The sequence below is a fragment of the Nesterenkonia sp. E16_10 genome, assembly GCF_017347085.1.
Lineage (GTDB): Bacteria > Actinomycetota > Actinomycetes > Actinomycetales > Micrococcaceae > Nesterenkonia.
The window spans coordinates 77741-98407 of record NZ_JADPSA010000022.1 but is presented as its reverse complement, the minus strand read 5'-3'; the positions used below and the strand labels follow the sequence as shown (position 1 = coordinate 98407).

Annotated in this window: 11 protein-coding genes; 3 read left to right on the top strand and 8 right to left on the bottom strand. The window is 69.3% G+C overall.

The annotated features are described in order from the left end of the window. Positions 1-30: 30 nt before the first annotated feature. The 6 genes from I2487_RS06745 to cynS all read right to left on the bottom strand — a co-directional run bounded on the left by I2487_RS06745 (position 31) and on the right by cynS (position 14688). Positions 31-10737: a non-ribosomal peptide synthetase gene (locus I2487_RS06745; RefSeq protein WP_207171371.1), complete on the bottom strand. Its 10707-nt coding sequence runs from the start codon at positions 10735-10737 to the stop codon at positions 31-33. A gap of 69 nt (positions 10738-10806) precedes the next feature. Then, positions 10807-11052, bottom strand: coding sequence for a hypothetical protein (locus I2487_RS06740; RefSeq protein ID WP_207171372.1), 246 nt, complete (start codon positions 11050-11052; stop codon positions 10807-10809). Positions 11053-11222: 170 nt separating this feature from the next. Next, complete coding sequence (locus I2487_RS06735; protein WP_207171373.1) at positions 11223-12035, bottom strand: ABC transporter ATP-binding protein; 813 nt, start codon at positions 12033-12035, stop codon at positions 11223-11225. 75 nt (positions 12036-12110) lie between these two features. After that, positions 12111-12998, bottom strand: coding sequence for an ABC transporter permease (locus tag I2487_RS06730; protein WP_207171374.1), 888 nt, complete (start codon positions 12996-12998; stop codon positions 12111-12113). Further along, positions 12995-14239 carry an ABC transporter substrate-binding protein gene (locus tag I2487_RS06725; RefSeq protein WP_207171375.1) on the bottom strand — a complete coding sequence of 415 codons (1245 nt, stop codon included), beginning with the start codon at positions 14237-14239 and terminating at the stop codon, positions 12995-12997. The genes I2487_RS06730 and I2487_RS06725 overlap by 4 nt, the downstream gene beginning before the upstream one ends. Beyond that, positions 14236-14688, bottom strand: a complete 453-nt coding sequence (cynS, locus tag I2487_RS06720) for a cyanase (protein WP_207171376.1) — start codon at positions 14686-14688, stop codon at positions 14236-14238. The genes I2487_RS06725 and cynS overlap by 4 nt, the downstream gene beginning before the upstream one ends. A 219-nt stretch (positions 14689-14907) precedes the next feature. On the opposite strand from cynS, the gene I2487_RS06715 reads away from it, so the two are divergent. The 3 genes from I2487_RS06715 to fbaA all read left to right on the top strand — a co-directional run bounded on the left by I2487_RS06715 (position 14908) and on the right by fbaA (position 19235). Next, positions 14908-15666, top strand: coding sequence for a helix-turn-helix domain-containing protein (locus I2487_RS06715; protein WP_207171377.1), 759 nt, complete (start codon positions 14908-14910; stop codon positions 15664-15666). Positions 15667-15868: 202 nt separating this feature from the next. After that, on the top strand, positions 15869-18151 hold the full coding sequence (locus tag I2487_RS06710; RefSeq protein ID WP_207171378.1) for an MMPL family transporter: 2283 nt from the start codon (positions 15869-15871) through the stop codon (positions 18149-18151). Positions 18152-18212: 61 nt separating this feature from the next. Beyond that, positions 18213-19235, top strand: a complete 1023-nt coding sequence (fbaA, locus tag I2487_RS06705; protein WP_207171379.1) for a class II fructose-bisphosphate aldolase — start codon at positions 18213-18215, stop codon at positions 19233-19235. Positions 19236-19329: 94 nt separating this feature from the next. Here the strand turns inward: fbaA and I2487_RS06700 are convergent, their stop codons facing one another. Further along, positions 19330-19821 (bottom strand): hypothetical protein, encoded by a 492-nt coding sequence (locus tag I2487_RS06700; RefSeq protein ID WP_207171381.1) that lies wholly within the window; start codon positions 19819-19821, stop codon positions 19330-19332. Continuing rightward, on the bottom strand, positions 19818-20654 hold the full coding sequence (locus I2487_RS06695) for an SDR family oxidoreductase (RefSeq protein ID WP_207171383.1): 837 nt from the start codon (positions 20652-20654) through the stop codon (positions 19818-19820). Before I2487_RS06695 ends, I2487_RS06700 begins: the two co-directional genes overlap by 4 nt. Positions 20655-20667: the final 13 nt, after the last annotated feature.

The following is a 20667-nucleotide window of genomic DNA, read 5'->3' as shown; positions in this document are numbered from 1 at the left end:
CGTGATCAGATGGTCGTCTTCTGCAATTTTTTACAACCCGCCGGGGACATCGCTCCCGGTGAGCTGCGCAGGCAGCACCGCGGCAAGCGCGCGGACTCCGGCGGGCTCCAGCATCCGCTCGTGCGGAAGCTCCGCACGTTCGACGATGACCTCTCCGGAGACATGCGGCGCCCAGGCGCTGGGCGCAGGACGGTCCGCCGGGACGTCCACCGTGGCCTCCACCAGGTGCAGGTCGCCGCGGTACACCGGCACCGGGCTGCGATCGAAGAGACCCCCGATGGTGCGGAAGCGTGTGGCGCTGCGCCGCATCGTCTCCTCCGGCACCGAGGCCAGCGGACTCCCGGCCTCACCCAGCAGGGCCCGGGCACGACCCGCGGAGAGCCGCTCATCGGCCGGGGCCTGCACACCCTGGGCGCCGAGGAACGCGCGCCAGAGGCTCTGGTCATCGGTGATCCCGGCCGTGGATTCCTCAGCGGGGTAGGCATCGAGCACCGCGAGCGTGCCCACCTCGTGTCCGCGCTCCTGCAGCGCCGCCGCGATGGCATGGGCCAGCCGACCGCCGAAGGACCAGCCCACCAGATGGAACGGGCCCTCGGGCTGTTCGCTGAGGATCACCTCCACGTACTGGCTGATCAGCTCGTGCATCGTGGCCGGCTCGTCGGGCGTGGGCTCATCCGCGGCGATGCCTGGCATCTGCAGGCCCAGGATGGGCCGCCGGGTGTCCAGGTGCGTCACCAGTGAGGAGAACGACCAGCTCAGACCGCTGCCCGGGTGTACGGCGAAGAGCGGGCTGCCTGTGCCGTTGCGGCGCAGCGGAAGCACCGCGCGCAGGCTCTGCGCCACGTCGGCCTCGCCGGACTGCACCAGGGCGGCCAGACCTTCCACGGTCGGAGCCTGGAAAATCACTTGGACCGGCAGGTCCGCGCCCAGCGCGGCGTTGATCGCCGAGATCACGGGTTGGGCGAGGAACGAGTGACCGCCCAGATCGAAGAACGAGTCCTCGGCCGTCACCTCCGCGGCGCCCAGGACATCCGAGAAGGCGGCGGCCACGGCCTGCTCCGCAGGGTTCTGCGGTGCTCGGCCGGTGCGATCTGCCCCGGACGCCTCTGGCATCGGCAGCGCACGATCATCGACCTTGCCGTTGGGGGTCAGCGGGATCGCGTCGAGACCGCTGATCGCCGCCGGGACCATATAGCCCGGCAGCGCGGCCCGGAGCCGACGCATCAGCTCGGCCTGCAGCTCCGCCGTCGGAGCTGCCTCGGACTCCGGAGCGGAGTCAAGGGTCACCCAGGCCATCAGCTCGGTCCCGCGCTCCAGGGCGCGTGGGCGCACCACGGCCTGGGAGACCTCGGGCATCCCGCGCAGCAGCGACTCCACCTCGGCGGGTTCCACGCGGTAGCCGCGGATCTTCACCTGGCTGTCCGCCCGTCCCAGGGACCGGATGCGCGGACGCGTCCGGTCCTGGCCGGCTTCGACGACGACGAGGTCGCCGGTGCGGTACATCCGAGCCCCCGTGGTGGAGAACGGATCAGCGACGAAGCGGCTGGAGGTCTCTGCGGACCTGCCGCGGTAGCCGTCGGCCAGCTGCGCGCCGGCCAGCCAGAGCTCGCCCACCGAACCGTCGGGGACCGGGCGAAGCCGGTCATCGAGCACGTAGGCGATCGAGCCGCAGGTCGGAGCGCCCAGTTCAGGGAGCGGGTCACCCGCGAGGTCGGCGATCAGAGAATCCACTCCCACCTCGGTGGGTCCGTAGAGGTTCCAGGAGGTGGTGGTGGCGCTGCGCTCACGCAGCCAGTCCCACAGATCCGGGTCCACCGGTTCCCCGCCGAGCAGCAGCACGAAGGGATCCTCGGGTCCGCTCGCGTCGAGGTGTTCTCCCAGGTCAGCGTGGGCCGTGAGTGCCGTGACGTAGCTCGGCGTGGTCTCCCAGGCGGTGATCCGGTGCTTCTGGAAATATCCCACCAGGGCCTGCGGGTCACGCCGGGTCGTGTCATCGACCAGGTGGACCTCGTGGCCGTCGGCGAGCCAGAGGATCGGATCCATAGCGGCGTCGAAGCCGACCCCGGTGGTGTGTGCCAGCCGCTTCGGCTGCAGCTGAGCCTGTGGCATCAGCGTGGCGCGGTGGGACATCAGCAGGTGGCCCAGCGCGCGGTGCGGCACCTGCACGCCCTTGGGCACACCCGTGGTCCCTGAGGTGAAGATGAGATACGCCGGGTCCCGGAGCCTCGCCGGGGCCGGGAGGGAGTCCTGCTCAGAGGCGGGGCCTCCGAGCGCGGAGGAGGCCGCCAGCAGCGAGCCCATTCCATGCAGCCGCTGCGGGCCCAGCTCGGCCTGCTCGGCCGCAGCCCGAGCCAGCTGCGCCGAGGTTCGCGTGGAGTCCCCGGTGTCCGCCTCGTCTGCGTGCAGCACCACAGCGGGTGTCGCCGCGGTGAGCATTGCGGCCACCCGCGCCTCCGGCAGCGTGGTGTCGATCGGCATTGCGACGGCGCCGGCCCGCCAGCTGCCGAGCAGCCCGGCCACGGTGTCCACCGAACGCGGCAGGCAGAGCGCGACCACGTCTCCCGGTCCGATCCCCTGGGCGGTGAGGCCCGCCGCGATGGCCCGGGCCCGTTCGTCGAGCTCGCTGAAGCTCAGGCTTGCCCCGGCCGCAACCAGGGCCGGCTGGGCCGGCTGGCGGCGCACGGCCTCGGCGAAGGCCTCGAGCACGGTGACCGGTTCTGCCCCTGTCGCACCGGCGTCGACCGGCCAGGGGCTCAGCGCAGTGGCGGTCCCCGCGAGCTCAGCGTCCATGAGCGGCCGCTCCGGGGCCTGTCCGGCCTCGTGGAGGAACTGCATCCATCCCTGGACCAGGGCGTCGGCGGCGCGCTGGGAGAACAGCGAGGCGTTGAACTCCAGCACCGCATCCACCGCCGCGTCCTGTCCGGGCCGTGGGCGCAGTGTGAACGAGAGGTCCACCTTGGCGCTGCCCGTGGTACCGGGGTCCAGCGGGGTCGCCGTCACATTCGGCAGCTCCAGGCTGAGGTCCGTGGGCTGCTCCACCGAGAGCATGGTCTGGAACAGCGGGTGGCGTCCGAGCTGGCGCTGCGGTCGCACCTGTTCCACGATCTGCTCGAAGGGCACGTGTTCGTCCTCGAGCGCGGTCAGCGTCTGCTGCCGTGCCATCCGCACCGCGCCGGCGAAGCTCAGCGACTCATCGGAGAGGTCCAGGCGCAGCGGCAGGGTGTTCACGAAGAAGCCGATCAGGTCCTCGACATCCGGGTCTGTGCGACCCGCCGAGGGGGACCCGATGACCACGTCCTCACCGGCGCCGATCCGGCGCAGGTAGCCGCCGAGCCCGGCGAGCCAGCCGTGGAAGCTGCTGGCGGACTGGGCGGCGGAGAGGGTGTTGAGCTTCGCGGCGAGTTCCGCCGGAATGGTGAAGCTGAGCATGCCGGCCGGCTGGCTGGCGCTCGGGGCACGTTCGCCATCCGTGGGCAGCGCCAGTTCGGTGGGTGCCGAGTCCAGGCGCTGGACCCAGCGCCGCAGCGCGGGGTCCTCTTCGCCGCGACGCCGGATCTGCTCCTGCAGGTGTGCTTCACGGCGGGCGACATCACCGAACTGCACCGCAAGCGGGCGGCGCAGGGCAGTGCCTCCGCAGGCCCGTGCGGTGTAGGAGGCGGCGAGATCGCGCACCAGAGGTGCCAGTGAGGCGCCGTCGGTGGCGATGTGGTGCAGGACCAGTTCCAGGCGCCAGGCCCGGGAGTCCTCACCCGTCTCGTGATCATCGATCGGCACCAGGGCAGCGCGCAGCGGCTGTTCCTTGCTCAGGTCGAACCCGGCGGAGATGTCCAGCGGCTGGCTGCCGAGCACCCCCGGCCTCGGTTCATGCACCAGCTGCACCGGTCGTGACTCGGCGTCGGCGCCCGGTGTGCCCGGCGCGGACTCTGGTGCCGCGCCCTGTGCCGGGAAGCGGGTGCGCAGCACCTCATGCCGGGCGACCAGATCGTCGATGGCCCCGCTCATCGCCGTGGCGTCCAGGTCTCCGCGCAGCTCGACGTGAAGCACGACGTTGTACTCGGCGGAGGAGGGATCCAGCTGATTGAGGAACCACAGCCGGGACTGACCAGCGGTCAGCGGCAGTTCGGCATCGTCGACCCGGGGATGCTCCTTCACCCAGGTCTTCAGTGGGGTGTTCAACGGGGTGCTCACCGGCGCGTTCAGCGGTGTCGTCGAGGTGGAGCTGGTCGTGCCTTCCAAGGGCGCCTCGAGGGCAGGCTCCACCGAGCGTGCCGCGGCGCGCAGCAGTTCGGCGGGAGTCCCGGCCTCGAAGACCGTCCGCAGCGGAATCGACATGCCGAGCTGCTGTTCGAGCCTTCCGACCAGCGAGACCGCCAGCAGCGAGTGCCCGCCGAGCGCGAAGAAGTCGTCGTCGAGCCCGACGTTCGAGGCTCCGAGCACCTCGCCCATGACCTCGCAGACCGCCTGCTCCTGTTCCGTCTTGGGCTGCCTGGCACCGCCGGTGACCTGGGGCTCCGGGAGCGCCGCGACGTCGACCTTGCCGTGGGAGGTCAGTGGGATCTCGCTGACCCCGATGATCCGGGTGGGGACCATGTACTCCGGCAGCAGCCGGGAGGCGGCGGACCGGATGTCCTCGGCATCCCGCGAGGTGACCAGCCAGGCCGCGAGCTGCGCGGTATCGGCGGCGCCGGGGGTCACGACCCGCACGACGGCGGACCCGACGCCCTCCAGCGCTCCGAGGACCGATTCCACCTCGGCCACCTCGATCCGGTGCCCCCGGATCTTCACCTGGTCATCGTCCCGGCGCAGGAACTGCAGGGTGCCGTCCGGCCTGCGGCGCACCACGTCTCCGGTGCGGTACATCCGTCCGCCGGCGGTCCAGGGGTCGGCGACGAACGCCGAGGCGGTCTCCGCCGGGCGTCCTCGATAGCCGTGTGCCTCCGAGATGCCGGAGAGGTACAGGTCGCCTTCTACCCCAGGCGGGACCAGGGCCAGCGAGGCGTCCAGCACCCGGGCGGTGAGGTTGGGGATCGGCCGCCCGATATGGGGTTCCAGCCCCGTGATGGGGGTCAGCACCGAGTCCACGGTGAACTCGCTGGGACCGTAGAGGTTCCAGCCCTCGAGCCGGGGCGACTCGGCCACGGCTCGCCAGAGCGACGCGGAGACGGCCTCGCCGCCGAGCGCCAGGGTCAGCGTCTGATCCTGCGCCTCGAGAGCCTCCAGAAGCCCCAGCGCGAGAAGCTGCTGGGCGTAGGACGGCGTGGTCTCGACCACGTCGACCCCTTCCGAGCTCAAGCCGCTCGGCGCCTGATCCTCGGAGGCGGTGGGCGCCTCTGTTCCGGCGAGCAGCCCGACGACGATCTCCGCGTCCACTCGCTGCTGCTCATCCGGGATCAGCAGGGTGGTTCCCGAGACGAGCCAGAGGATCGGGTCCCAGGCCGCGTCGAAGCCCAGCCCGCTCAGGTGCAGCATCTTCGGCAGCGCCGGCGCACACCTCTGCTGGCATGGGCCGATCAGTCGGTCCTGATGGTGGTCCAGGACGTTGCGCAATGCCGAATGTGGCACCTGCACGCCCTTCGGGGTGCCCGTGGTCCCGGAGGTGTGCACCAGGTACGCCGCAGCCTCAGGTCCGGGCGCCGATGGCACCTCGGCCCCGGAGGCACGGGAGAGCTCCGCAGGCCGCAGACGCAGGATCTCCGGATTGTGCTCCAGCAGCGTCTGGTCCAGCTCGGCGAAATCTGGGCTCTCGAGCAGGATCGCGGCGCGGGGTGCGGCGCTGGCAGCGATCTGTGCGATCCTGCCGACCGGGTAGCTCACGTCCACGGGAACCGCGATGGCCCCGGCGCGGATGACGCCCAGCAGGGCGCTGAGCGCCTCGACGCTGCGCGGCAGGGCTAGCAGCACCGGGTCACCGGGGCGAACCCCCGCATGGTGCAGGTTCGCAGCGATGGTCTCCACGCCCTCGAGCAGCTCCGCGAAGGTCATGGACCGGGTGGAGTCCTGCAGGGCAGCCGAGCCGGGGTGGTGCCGGGAGGTCTGCTCGAGCGCGTCCAGGATCGTGCCGGTGCTCGGAAGCGTCGGCGCGATGCTGTGCCGTTCGAGCCAGTCACGGGTGTCCTCGTCCACAGCGGTGAGACCCGAGAGACGCGTCTGAGGGGCCTCGACCATGGTGTGCAGTCCGCGGAGCATCGTGTCCAGGACGCGCTGGGCGCTCGCGGCAGAGAACAGCGCCGCGTCGTAGGCCAGGGCGAGGTGCAGCGGTCCAGCATCGCCCGCAGGTGCGCTGACATCGAGCATCAGGTCCGTCTTGACCCCGGCGCTGGTCATCTGGGCGGGCACCGTGATCTCCACGCCGTCGAGCTCCACCTTCGCGGGCTCGGTGTTCTGCAGGGTGAGCATCACCTGGAAGATCGGGTGCATCGCGGCGGTGCGGGGAGGGTTCACCGCATCGACCACCGCATCGAAGGGCAGTTCCTGATGGGCGTAGGCCCGGGTGTTCGACTCTCGCACCCGGTCCAGCACCTCGCCCAGCTCCGGGTCCTGCTGCAGCTGCGTGCGCAGCACGAGCGTGTTGACGAAGAACCCGACCAGTTCATCGAGTGCTGGGTCGCTGCGGCCGGCCACCGGAGTGCCCACCACGATGTCCTCTCCGGCGCCGTGCTGCTTCAGCGTCACGGCGAGAGCCGACTGCAGCACCATGAACAGGCTGGCGCTGTGGCCCGCGGCAAGCTGCCGCAGCCGAGCATGCTGGGCCGGATCGATCACTGCGTCGAGCTGCCGGACACCGGCGGCGAGGTTCGCCTCCGACGCGACGCCTCGTGCCCGGTCTCGGGGCAGGGCGATCTCGGAGGGGGCGCCCTCGAGTTCGCGCCGCCAGAACTCCGCCTGGCGGTGTGCCTCACTGCCGGCGTCGGCGGGATCGCCGAGGTGTTCGCGCTGCCACAGGCTGAAGTCGCTGTATTCGATGGCGAGCTCACCCAGGTCGGGGTGCTCGCCTCTGGCCCGGGCGGCGTAGGCGCGAGAGAGGTCCTGGGCGAAGGGCCGCAGCGACCAGCCGTCGGAGGCGATGTGATGCATCACGGCCACCAGGGTGTGGTCCGTGGCGGAGGTGCTCAGCAGCAGCCCGCGCAGCGGGGTCTCTCGCGTGATGTCGAACGGGCGCCGGGCTTCCTGGGCCACCACGTGATCGACGCGCTCCGCCGGAACAGAGACCGCCAAGAAGCTGGGTCGTGCCGCCTCACCGTCGAGCACCTCCTGCACCGGTTCCCCCTCGCGCAGCGGAAACACCGTGCGCAGCGGCTCATGCTTGGCCGCGACGTCGGAGAACGCGTCACGCAGGGCTTGGGTCTCGACCTGGCCCTTCAGTCGCAGCACCACCGGGATGTTGTAGGCCGCGGAGGCCGGTTCCAGCTGGTTGAGGAACCAGAGCCGGCGCTGGGTCAGTGAGACCGGCAGCGTCTCGGGGTGCGCCATGCGGTGCAGCGGGGCGGGTCCGCCCGCCGATTCGCCCTGCTGGAGCCGTTCCGCGAGGCCGGCCACGGTGGGACGCTCGAACACGTCCCTGACCGTGATGTGAGACTCGGCCGGGGTGGAGAGCACCGAGGCCAGCGCGGTGGCCAGCAGAGAGTGGCCCCCGGCGGCGAAGAAGTCCTCGTCCATTCCGATGCCTGCGACCTCGAGGTGCAGCACCTCGGCGAACGCCTCGGCCACGCGCCGCTGCATGGCGGTGCGGGGACGCTGTGAACTTGCCGCGGCCGTGGCCTGCGGGCTGGGCAGCGCCTTGCGATCGAGCTTGCCGTTCGGGGTCAGCGGGAAGCCGTCTAAGACCATGATGACGCTGGGCACCATATAGTCCGGCAGCGTCGCGCGAAGCTGATCCCGCATGGCGTGGCCGTCCGGGGCGGCGTCGCCTCCCGCGGCTCCTGCGCCGGCGACGTATCCGGTGAGTCGGGCGGCGGGTCCCTCCCCGTGGATCAGTGCCGCCGCCTGGGCGATCCCTGGCTGGCTCCGCAGGGCGGCTTCGATCTCGCTGAGCTCGACCCGGTAGCCGCGGATCTTCACCTGATCGTCCATCCGGCCCAGGAAGCGCAGCGAACCATCGCTGCGACGCCGGACCACATCTCCGGTGCGGTACATCCGGGATCCATCGGCGGCGAAGGGATCCGCCACGAAGCGGGCGGAGCTCATCCCCGGCTGCCCCACATAGCCCCGGGCCACGTTGGTGCCCGCGAGGTAGAGCTCTCCCACGGCGCGGTGCGGGACGGGCTGGAGCGCGCCGTCCAGGATGTAGTGGCGACTGTTGCGCACGGATCCGCCGATGTGCGGCTGGGTGTCTGCGGTGATCGGCGCCACCAGGCTGTCCACCGTGGTCTCGGTGGGTCCGTAGAGGTTCACGGCGAGGACTCCGTCCAGCGCGGCCAGACGGTCCCACAGGTCGGGGCCCACCTCCTCGCCGCCGACGGCGATCACACTCGGGTGGCTCCCTGCGGCGAAGCTGCCGCTGCCATCAAAGAGTCCGGTGCCCAGCAGCGCCTCCGCGAAGGAGGGAGTGGTCTCGATGGAGTCGATCTCGCGCTCGCTGAGCAGCTGCGCCAGGCGCTGCGGGTCACGGCGGTCCTCGTCGCCGACCATGTGCAGCTCGTGGCCGGCGAAGAGCCACAGCAACGGATCCCAGGCCGCGTCGAAGGACAGGCCGGCAGTGTGGGCGACCCGGGCGCGCCGACCGAGCCGCTCCTGGGTGGGGTCGAAGAGCTCATCCCGGTGCTCCTGGAACAGGTTGCGCAGCGCGAGCCGCTCCACACCCACTCCCTTGGGGCGCCCGGTGCTGCCCGAGGTGAACACCACGTAGGCGAGATCATGCTGGGACACCAGCGGAAGCGTGCTGGGGTCCTCGGTCGCCCGGCGCCAGGACTGTTCGGTATCGGCGTCGACCGCCATGGTCGGCAGATCCCAGTCGGCACCGGCGGCTCGATCGGACTCCGCCTGAGCCCGGCTGGTGAGCAGCATCGCCGGGGCAGAATCGACGATCATCCCCTTGACCCGGTCGATCGGGTACTCCGGGTCCAGCGGCACGTAGGCGGCCCCCGACTTGAGCACGGCCAGCACCAGCAGCGGCAGGTTCACGCTGCGCTCGATCCGCACGGCCACCAGCTGCCCCGGTCCGACTCCCCGGTGACGCAGGTGGTGGGCCAGACGTGTGGAGTCCGCATGGAGCGTTCGGAAGTCCAGGGATCCGTCGTCGGCCACGACGGCGAGCGCCTCGGGATGCGCAGCGGCCGCGGCGGCGAAGGCCTGCAGCGCGGTCTCCGCGGTGATCGAGCGGTCCGGACCCTGGCCGTGGTTCAGCAGGTCGGCGGTCTCCGGACCTGCGGTGAGCGGGAGCTGCCCCACCGTGGTGCCGGGCTCCGCGGTCAGCCCCGTGGTGATCAGTGAACGCAGGCGCTCACCGTGCTCCTGCAACGTCTCCACGGTGTGCAGCTCCGCGTCACCCTCCAGCTGGAGGGTCGGAGTGGCGGCCTGGCTGTCGATCCCGGAGATCACGAAGGAGAGATCGTGCACCGGGCCGGTGGAGAGGATATGCACCTTGCCCGTGGTGCTGCCGAACTTCAGGTCCGCGACCACGGGCAGCAGGTTCACCGAGGGTCCCGCCATGCCCGAGGCGCCGGGAAGGGTCTCGACCCGGAAGCGCTGGTGTCGCACCGCGGCGCGGACCGTGTCACCGGCGGATCCGATGATCCCGGTGATCTCGGCGTTCGGGGTGATGTCCATCTGCAGCGGGAGGATGTTGGAGAGCATCGACGGCGTCGACTTCGCCACCCGTCCGCGGCGAGCGGTCACGGGCAGTCCCACCGAGACCTGGTCCTGGCCGGTGACTCGGGCGAGGTAGATGCTGATGATGCCCACAAGGGTCTTCGGCACATCCCGGCCGAGTCCGCGGAGCAGATCCGTCTGCGCCGGATCCAGCGGAAGGGTCACGCGGACCACCCGGTGGGCCGGACCGCTGGGCGTGCCTTCCAGGCCCTCGACCGAGGACTCGCGCTGCACCTGGGTCTGCCAGAACGCCTGGTCCTCGGTGTGCTGATCGGAGGTGGTGTAGTCGTGCAGATCGGTCAGCAGGTCCTGATGACTGGGGAAGGGGGAGTCCTTCCGGGCGGCGACCTTCGCGAGCACCTTCGCCACGGGGCCGCGGACCAGGCCGTTCGGGATGCGGGCAGTGAGCGCGGAGTAGACGCGCGCGAGGTAGTGCAGCGCGATCACCGCGGAGTAGCCGTCCAGCATGATGTGGTGGACGCGCTGGAACAGCCAGCTTCGGCCCTCGGGTAGCCGGAAGAGCACCGCGGCGCAGAGATCGGCGGAGTCGAGCGCCCGTGCCGTCTCCATCTCCTGATCGATGCGTCGACGTGCCTCCGCCCGGGCCTGTTCGGAGTCCGAGATTCCGGAGAGGTCCACGATCGTGAGCAGATCCGCCTCAGGGGCGGGCCTCTGGAGCGTGGCGTGGGGGCCCTTGGCGTCCTCGGAGAAGCGCATGGAGAGTGAATCGATGTCCCGAATCACCTTCGTCCAGGCCAGGCTCATGACCTTGGTGTCCACAGCCCCGTCCAGTTCGAGGTACTGGCCGATCTGATAGGTCGCGTTCTCCGGGTCGAGCTGCTGGGCGTACCAGATGCCGCGCTGCGCCGGCGTCAGCTCGAGAGGTGAGCCAGACGAGGAATCAGATGTGGGCAGCGCGGGGTCGACCATGGGTGATGCTCCTTGAAGACTGGGTGATAGAGGTCTGGCTCTGCGCGCCCGCAGGGGCGCGCAGACCGCTTACTGCTGGAACTGGCCGATCTGCAGATCGGTGAGCGTGTCGCCCAGGTTCAGCAGCGGGCCCTCGATCAGCGGGCCGTTGATCAAGGTGAGTCCAGCCGTGGCGTAGTCCAGCAGGGCGCCGTTGCCGGCCATCACGACCAGGGCGGCGAGCGCCAGCAGACCTGCGGCTGCGAGGGCCTGGAACGAGGTGCGCTGGTGGGTCGGGGCTTCAGCGGCGGCAGCGTGGGCGGCGATGGTGGTCATGACGGGCTCCTCTGAGTTGCGGACTCGAACGGTGAGCCCGCTTCACTGGGGGAGGGGCTCCGGTCCATGTTCGGAGCGACTCGCACTCTGGATGGGATTCTCCAGAGATCGAGGATCAGGCCATCTGCCGTGAAGCTCAGCCGGCGCTGCCCTCGCGCCAAGGGTCCGGCTCAGTGCCCGGTGAGCGAGTTCAGCAGGAAGCTGCGCAGCTCGTGATACTTCGGGTCCTGCTCCAGGTTCTCCACATCACGCGGCCGGGGGAACGGGACCTTCATGTCGTGGACGATCTGCGCATTCGGCCCGGCCCCCATCACCAGAATCCGGTCGGAGAGCAGCAGCGCCTCGTCCACGTCGTGGGTGACCATGATGAAGGTGCGCTTCTGCTGTTCACACAGCTGCAGCAGCTGAAGCTGCAGCTCGTGCCGGGTGAGCGCATCCAGCGCGCCGAGAGGCTCGTCGAGCAGCATCACCTTGGGCTCCAGTGCGAAGGCCCGGGCGATTCCCACGCGTTGCTGCATGCCGCCGGAGAGCTGGGTGGGCCGCCGGTCTGCGGCGTGGGAGAGGTTCACCAGCTCCAGGTATTCATCGGCCAGCGACTCGAGTTCCTGCTTGCTGCGCTTCTGGTGCGGATCGGTCTCCAGCGCGAAGATCACGTTCTGTCGGGCGGACATCCAAGGCAGCAGCACGTGCTGCTGGAACACGATGCCCAGTTCCCGGCTCGGTGCGGTGATCGGCCTCCCGGCCAGTGAGATGCTGCCCTCATCGACGGATTCCAGGCCGGCGATCATCTTCAGGATGGTGGACTTCCCACAGCCCGAGGGGCCGATGATGGTGATGAACTCGCCTTCGTCGATATCGACGTCGGTGGTGCCGACGATCCGCTGGAAGCCCTTCTTTCGATCGGGGAACCCCTTGGTGATGCCCTCGAGCTTCACCACCGGTTCGGAGCTGGTGTGCGCTGCGGTCAGAGTTTCGGCGGTCATGTCTGTGTCTCCTGGTTTCTCAGGCTTGGGTCTCAGGGGTGGGTGGCGCAGGCTCAGGTGCCCCGGGAGGGACGCTCAGGATTTCGGGACCAGGCGCTGCAGCTGGGCGATCGAACGGTCCAGCAGGAAGCCGACGCCGCCGATGATCACGATCGCCACCACGATGCTGGGGGTGTTCAGCGCGTTCCATTCGTTCCAGACGAAGTGCCCCATCCCGCGGCCGCCGACGATCATCTCGGCCGCCACGATCACCAGCCAGGCCGTGGAGAGCGCGGTGCGCAGACCCGTCACGATGGCGGGCAGCGTGGCCGGGAGCAACACCTTGAACACCCGGGTCCTGGTGTCGGTCTCCAGGGATTTCGCCAGATCCAGGAACAGCGGGTTGACCCGGCGCACCCCGTCGATGGTCGAGACCAGGATCGGCCAGAGCGCGGCCATGAAGATCACGAAGATCGCGGTCATCTGCGAATCCCGCAGCAGCGCCAGGCCCAGCGGTAGCCAGGCCAGGGGTGAGACCGGGCGCAGGATCTGGATGAACGGGTCCATGCCATCGTGGATCACCCGCGAGGTTCCCAGCAGCAGCCCCAGCGGGACGGCGATGAGCGCGGCCAGGCCGAAGCCCAGGAGCACCCGCTGGATGGAGGCGAGCAGGTGGTAGAAGATGCCCACATTGTTGGGCCCATCCAGCAGGAAGGCCGTGCCGAGCATCTCCAGCAGTCGGTCCCAGGTGGCCCCGGGAGTGGGGGCCAGGCCGCCGTCGTCGAGACCCACGGTGGCCAGGTGCCAGATGCCGATGAACCCGAGGAAGAAGATCACGAAGAGTCCGGTGGTCTGGATCCGGTCCCGGGTGCGCTGGGCCTTCGCCCGCCGCTGCAGCGCCTCCGGGGCGGTGTTGGTGTGCGGATGCTGCGCCGCACCGGTGGCGTCGGTGGTCTCAGCGGGCTGAGTGGTCTGGGTGCTCATAGGTTCACCTGTTTCTCGGTCCAGGGCAATGGGTCCGCCGGGTCGAATCTGCGCCCGATGATGGTCTCGGTCTCCCGTGGGGTGGTGTCGGCGCCGAGCGCCTCCAGGATCGGGGTCGCGACGTCGGGGTCCAGGACCTGGCGCACCGCAGACTGGTAGTCCGCCGCGGAGTCATAGCCGGCCCTGGGGGCGAGGTCCCAGCGCTGGAGCTGGGTCAGCGCCCAGATCGCGTAGGACTCGTGGGGGTAGGGGCGGAAGCCGATGCGGTCTTCCACGGACTGGGTGGCGCCTGTGCCGTCCTCGAACTCGCCGGTGAGCACCGCAGCGATGACCGCCGGGTCCTGGCTGAGGAATGCCCGCCCCGCCATGGTCTCTGCCGCGGTGGCGCGATTCTCCTTCCTGTCGGTCCACATGGCGGAGTCTCCGATGGCTCGCAGCAGCGTGGTGTAGGTGTTCGGATACGCGGAGGCGAATTCATCGGCCACGGTGAAGCTGCAGCAGGGGTGCCCGTCCCAGAGGTCCTTGGAGAGCATGTGCAGGTAGCCGGCTCCGAGGGCGACGGCGCGCTGGTTGAACGGATCCGGGGCGAGGAAGCCATCGATGTCGCCGACGTTGAGCGAGGCGACCATGTCCGAGGGGCGCATCACCTGGATGCCGACGTCGTAGTCCGGGTCCAGACCGCCCAGGGCGAGGTAGTCCCGCAGCAGCAGGTTATGCCCGGAGTAGTCGAAGGGCACCGCAATGGTCAGGCCGCGGAAGTCCTCCGCGCCGCGCACCCGATCCATGTGCGCGGTGCCCAGCGTGATCGCCTGCCCGTTGATATTGGTGATGTAGGGCATCCGAGAATCCCGCTGACCGGCGGCGAAGTTGTGATGGATGCCCAGCGGCATCGGGCTGAGCATCTGAGTGGCGTCGAGCTCTCCGGCGACATAAGCGATCCACAGCTCACCCCACCCGGTGTAGCGCTGCAGCGTCACATTGAGCCCATACTGCTCGAAGATCCCCATCGCGGCGGCGTTGATGATCGGGGAGGAACACGTGATCGGCACGAAGCCCAGCGTGACGTCGCGGACCTCAAGGTCCCCGGCGGGCTCCAGTGCCGCGCTGAAATCGATTCCCAGCGGGTTGGTGTTCGGGGCGCCCCCGGTGGGGGTGCAGCCGGCGAGCAGGCTCGCTCCGAGGGCCCCGCCGCCGAGGCCGAGCAGGTTGCGCCGGGAGAGGTGGCGGTGTCCCACGGTCACCACTTGTAGTCGAGGAACTTGCCGTCCAAGGTCACGACGACGCGGTCTCCCTCGGGGTCGGTGCGGCGTGCGACGTCGAGCTGGAAGTTGATGGCGCTCATGATCCCGTCGCCGAACTCCTCATGGATCAGTTCCTTGATCGTGGGGCCGTAGACCATGACGGCCTCCTGAAAGCGATAGATGGTCGGATCCGCCAGCACGTCCTCACTCAGAGGTCCCCGGTAGGGCTGCATCTGCAGGGCCTCTGCGACGGTGTCGTCCAGGCTCAGCAGCTCCTGCACCAACCTGGCCTGGGCGGCGGTCATGGGGTGGCTGCCGAGCAGGGCGGCGGTGCTCCATTCCTTGGCCACCCCCAGCTGTTCGGCAATCTGCGCCCAGGTGATTCCTGCCCGGTGGCGGGCCACCCGAATGTGCTCGGCGGCTTCTCTCTTGCTGATGAACGGCTCCACGTGTCTGGTCCTCCTCGTTTCGACGGCGCCAGCCCGGAATGGTCCCGGCGCGATTCCGAACCTAGGTCGGTGCGGAACCGGCCAACAAGGCGATCTGCGCGGATCATCCGACGATTCGCGCAAACGGCAATGGTTTAACCCGGCTGAAATATTCGGGCCTCTTGAGGGAAACAGCGTGGTCCTAAAATTGTGGAACAACGGTCCCGGCGCCGGAAGGAGATGCTCTTCACGATGACCTTCGACGGCGAGGGAGTCCTGCGCTCCCTCATTGACGCAGCCCCCACTCCGCTCTGGCTCATCGAGCCCGACGGGTCGGTCGCACTGGTCAACGAGGCCGCGGCCACCGTGCTCGGCTATAGCCAGGGCAGCACGCTGGTGGGCCGCTGCAGCCACGAGGCGCTGCACCCGCGCCACGCCGACGGGTCGCCCTACCCGCGGGAGGCCTGCCCGATCGTGACCGCTCCCGGAACGGTGAGCCACAGCCACGCGGAGGAGTTCATCGACCGTCGCGGCCGCCCGCTGCGGGTGCGCTGGAGGCTCCGGGCGCTCGAGGACTCCGACCACAGGCTGCTCACCTTCACCCCGCGCCAGTCCCGGGGTTCCGCCGGGTCGCCGGTCTCGACGGGGGCCCGGCTGGACGCCGAGTCCAGCCGCAGCTTCGCCGAGATCAGGAGCTACATCGAGTCTCACTGCCAGGATCCGACGCTGACCCCCGACCGCGTGGCCGTGCGGGCCGGTGTCTCGCTGCGAACTCTGCAGACCCTGTTCGCGCAGGCGAACACCTCACCGGCTCAGGAGATCCGCCGGGCCCGGCTCGAGCGGGGTCACCTGCTTCTGACCCAGGGGGCCGGCGTGGCCGAGTCGGCCTTCTCCAGCGGGTTCAACGATGTCGGGACCTTCAGCCGCGCGTACCGGCGCACCTTCGGCAGGGCGCCCGCCCAGACCAAGGCCATGCTTGGGAGCCTGAGCACCCACTGAGGCCGCGCCCTCACGTGACCGGGGTGAGACGACGTGTTCCGTGTCGACCCGGGCAGTAGAGTTGTCCGGTAAGAAAGCCGCCGCTCCCTCAGCACCTTGCACCAGAGGAAGCGGCGGCTCTGATTCAGGACCTGACCCAGGATGCTCGCGCAATGACGCGCGGCGGATCACGCGGTCCGGCGGTAGCGATAGCGAGAATGACGTGACGACGAAGACCGCGACGACGAAGAGCCCCGGGCGCAGCCGTCCCCAACCCGGTTGGATCAGGATCCTGATACCCGCCATTCTGGTGCTGGTCTGGCTCGGCGTGACCGCCGTGGGCGGTCAGACCTTCGGCAAGGTCGCCGAGGTCACCACGAACGACCAGACCACCTTCCTGCCCGCCGACGCGGAGTCCACACGGGCGCTGGAGGTCGGCGAGGGCTTCTCCGACGACGACTCCATCCCCGCCACCCTGATCGGAGAACCCGCCAGCGGCGAGGTCGATGACCAGGCGCTCGGTGAGCTGGAGACCCTCGTGGGGCAGATCAACGAGCTCGACGGCGTCGACCGCTCGCTGCCGCCGCAGATCTCCGAAGACGGCGAGGCCTTCCAGGTGCTGGTGCTGATGGAGGAGGCCGCCGTGGAGGATGGCGCGGTCGCAGAGCTGCGTGACCTGGTGGACGCCGAGCTCTCTGCCCAGGAGTGGACCACCCACGTCACCGGTCCGGCGGCGCTCTCCGATGACTTCGCCAACGCCTTCGCCGGCATCGACGGGCTGCTGCTGCTGGTCGCGGTGATCACCGTCTTCGTCATCCTCGTGGTGGTCTACCGCTCGGTGCTGCTGCCCTTCCTGGTGCTGCTCTCCTCCATCGCTGCCCTCTCCAGCGCCATCACCGTGATCTTCCAGCTGGCCAAGATGGAATGGATCACGCTCAACGGCCAGGCTCAGGGCATCCTCTCGATCCTGGTCATCGGCGCCGCCACCGACTACTCGCTGCTCTTGGTGGCCCGCTACCGCGAAGAGCTGCTCGCACGGGAGAACCGCTTCGACGCGCTCTGGATCGCCTGGCGCCGCTCCACCCCGGCGATCCTGGCCTCCGGCGGCACCGTGGCCGCCGCGCTGCTCTGCCTGCTCTTCTCCGACCTGAACTCCAACCGGGCGCTGGGCCCGGTGGCCAGCACCGGCATCGTCTTCGCGATGCTCGCCACGCTGACCTTCCTGCCCGCGATGCTCGCGCTCTTCGGCCGCCCGGTCTTCTGGCCCAAGGTCCCGCACGCGCCCCGGCCCGCGGTGGAACAGGCTCAGGCGGCGAACCCGGACCTTCAGACGCGTCGCACCAAGCACACCTCACGGCGCCGGACCCTGTGGGCCGTGGTCGCCGAGAAGGTCCGCGCCCGCCCCCGAGTCATCTGGCTGGTGGTCACCGGCCTGCTGCTGGTCGCCTCGGTCGGCGTGCTCGACCTGAAGGCCGAAGGCGTCCCGCAGTCCGAACAGGTGCTGGGCCAGACCGACGCCAAGGACGGCCAGGCGATGCTCCAGGAGCATTTCGACGCCGGCACCGGGGCCCCCGCCAACGTCTTCGTCCCTGCCGAGGAGCTTGCCGAGTCGCTCGAGATCGTCGAGGCCAGCGACGGCGTCGGCGAGGTCTACGCCGTGGCCGAGACCGGGGCGCCGGCCCAGGGTCCGCAGGACGCCAACGAGGTGGACGGCTACAACCAGCTCTCGGTCACGCTGACCGACTCCGGAGACTCCCTCGAGGCCGAACGCACCATCAGCGAGCTGCGCGGGGAGCTCGGTGCGCTTGAAGGGGACGCGCTGGTCGGCGGCACCACCGCCACCCAGCTGGACACCAATGAGACCGCGCAGCGGGACCTGATCACGATCATCCCGATCGTGCTGCTGGTCATCCTGGCGTTCTTGATCGTGCTGCTGCGCTCGGTCACCGCCCCGGTGATCCTGCTGCTCACCACGGTGCTCTCCTACACCGCGGCACTGGGCATCTCTGCGCTGGTGTTCAACTACATCCTCGGATTCCCCGGCGCCGACCCGACGGTGCCGCTGTTCGGCTTCGTCTTCCTCACCGCCCTGGGCGTGGACTACAACATCTTCCTGGCCACCCGCGCCCGGGAGGAGACCGTCCGGCGCGGACCGAAGGAGGGGCTGCTGTACTCGCTGGTGATCACCGGCGGCGTCATCACCAGCGCCGGGATCGTGCTGGCCGCGACCTTCGCCGCCCTGGGCGTGCTGCCGCTGATGTTCATGGTCCAGCTGGCGTTCCTGGTGGCTCTGGGCGTGCTGATCGACACCTTCATCGTGCGCACCCTGCAGGTCCCCGCAATCGGCGTCGATCTCGGCCACCGTTTCTGGTGGCCCTCGAAGATCGGCAGGGGTGACCACTGGGCCAAGCAGGATGCGACCACGCCCGGCCCGGAGGATTCCGATCCTGATCAATCCGCAGATCTCTCGGAAGATTCCTCGGTTCCGGCCGCTCAACCCCGATAGGATGACGGCAGCGCACCAATGATGTTGCCGTCTCTGACTTATCGCAATAAGGAGCTCACACGTGGCTATCGCAACCCCGGACAAGTACAACCAGATGATCGATTCCGCGAAGGCTGGCGGCTACGCCTACCCCGCGGTGAACGTCACCAGCTCACAGACCCTGAACGCCGCCATCCGCGGCTTCGCGGAGGCCGAGTCTGACGGCATCATCCAGGTATCCACCGGCGGTGCCGCGTACTGGTCCGGCGCCAGCGTCAAGAACATGGTCACCGGCTCGCTGGGCTTCGCCGCCTTCGCCAAGCAGGTCGCCAAGAGCTACGGCGTGAACATCGCGCTGCACACCGACCACTGCCCCAAGGACAAGCTCGACGCCTTCGTGCTGCCGCTGCTGGAAGCCTCGGAGGCCGAGGTCAAGGCCGGGCGCGACCCGATCTTCAACTCCCACATGTGGGACGGCTCCGCGGAGACCCTCGAGGAGAACCTGCGCATCGCCGCCGAGCTGCTGCCCCGCAGCGCCGCCGCCAAGCAGATCCTTGAGGTCGAGATCGGCACCGTCGGCGGTGAAGAGGATGGTGTGGAGAACGAGATCAACGAGAAGCTCTACACCACCATCGAAGACGCCACCGCGACCATCGAGGCCCTCGGCCTGGGTGAGCACGGCCGTTACATGACCGCGCTGACCTTCGGCAACGTCCACGGCGTCTACAAGCCAGGCGGCGTGAAGCTGCGCCCGGAGATCCTCAAGGACATCCAGGACCAGGCTGCCGCCAAGTACGGCAAGGACGCCCCCTTCGACCTGGTCTTCCACGGCGGCTCCGGCTCCTCCGAGCAGGAGATCTCCGACGCCGTGTCCTACGGCGTGATCAAGATGAACATCGACACCGACACCCAGTACGCCTTCACCCGCCCGGTGGCCGGTCACATGTTCGCCAACTACGACGGCGTGCTCAAGATCGACGGCGAGGTCGGCAACAAGAAGACCTACGACCCGCGCGTCTGGGGCGCCAAGGCCGAAGAATCCATGGCCGCTCGCATCGTCGAGGCCTCCCAGCGCCTCGGCTCCGCAGGCAAGTCCATCAAGTAACCCTCAACGCCTGGCGTCCCGCGCCGAGCAACGACGACGGCGGCCGGCCCCTCTTGCGTGGAGGGCGGTCGCCGTCGTCGTGTCTGCCCTCGGCTCAGTTCGAGGTGACCTTCTCCGCGGGCACGGTGAAGATCCAGGCACTGTCGGCGTCGCTGCCATAGCCGCGGACCATGAGGTCACCGAGCGGCTGGCCGTCGAAGAGTCCGGCCTCGAGAACATGGGGGCTTGCGGCGCAGTCCAGCGGTCCCATCTCCGTGGTGATTCCTGTGGTCTCTCGATTTCCCTCCACGGAGGCTTCCAGTCCCAGGGTCATGGAGCCCTCGCCGTAGCAGGAGAACTCGACACCTGAGATCGTCATCGGGTCCTCGAAGTCGATCCCCACATGCCCGGAGTCCTCCCGCGTGGTGTCCGCCGAGACCTGGCTCGACATCACCAGCTCGTATTCATGGTCATCTGCGCTGGGCTGATGCTCGTCCTGCCACTGACTGATGGCCTGGGGATCACTCGGCTCCTCAGAACACGCGGTGAGTCCGGTCAGAAGAACGGCGGCGAAGACCCCGATTGCCGCACGGCGGAAGCCCCTCATCGGCGGAATCCACCCTCGGTGTTGATGGTCTGACCCGTGATCCAGCAGGCCTCGTCGGTGCTCAGCCAGGCGATCAGCCGCGCCGGGTCATCGGGCTCACCGAAGCGGCCCAGCGGGAACATCGGGGCGATGTCCTTCCAGAGTTCAGGTCCCAGGTAACCGGTGTCCACCGGGCCCGGGTTCACCGTGTTGACCCGGATGCCCCGGCCGATCAGCTGCTCCGAGAGCGTGGCCGTGATTCCGGCCAGCGCCGCCTTCGACGCGGCGTAGGCCACCTCGCCGGGCATGGGTCCCAGCCCCTGCCCCGAGGTCAGGAAGACGATGGATCCGGCGGCTGCATCGGGGTGCTGCCGCATATAGGCCTGGGCCAGCAGGATCGAGGCTCGAGCGTTCACCGCCCAGTGCTGATCCAGCTGCGCCGCGGTGAGCTCGCCGAGCGCCCCGTCCTGGCCGCTGAGCGCCCCGTCCTGGCCGCTGAGCGCCTGATTGCAGACCAGCGCATCGACCGAGCCCAGCGCGGAGACCGCCGCACCCATCACCTGCTCCGGACCTGTCGGATCGGCCAGATCAGCATGGACATCGGCGACCTGGGCATCGCCGACCAGGTGGCTGTGGACGCCTTCGAGCACCAGCGAGATGTCGTCGGCACCCCAGGACTGCTCGCGGTCATGGGGTGCGTAGTGGTGACAGAAGACGCTGGCCCCATAGCCGGCCATCCGGCACGCCGTGGCATAGCCGATTCCGGCCCGCCGACTCACCCCGGTGACCAGCACGTTCCGGCCCCGCAGGGGGAGCGGGTCACGGGAGAGGTCGGTGGTGGGGGAGGGCCGCATGGAGTCATTGCAC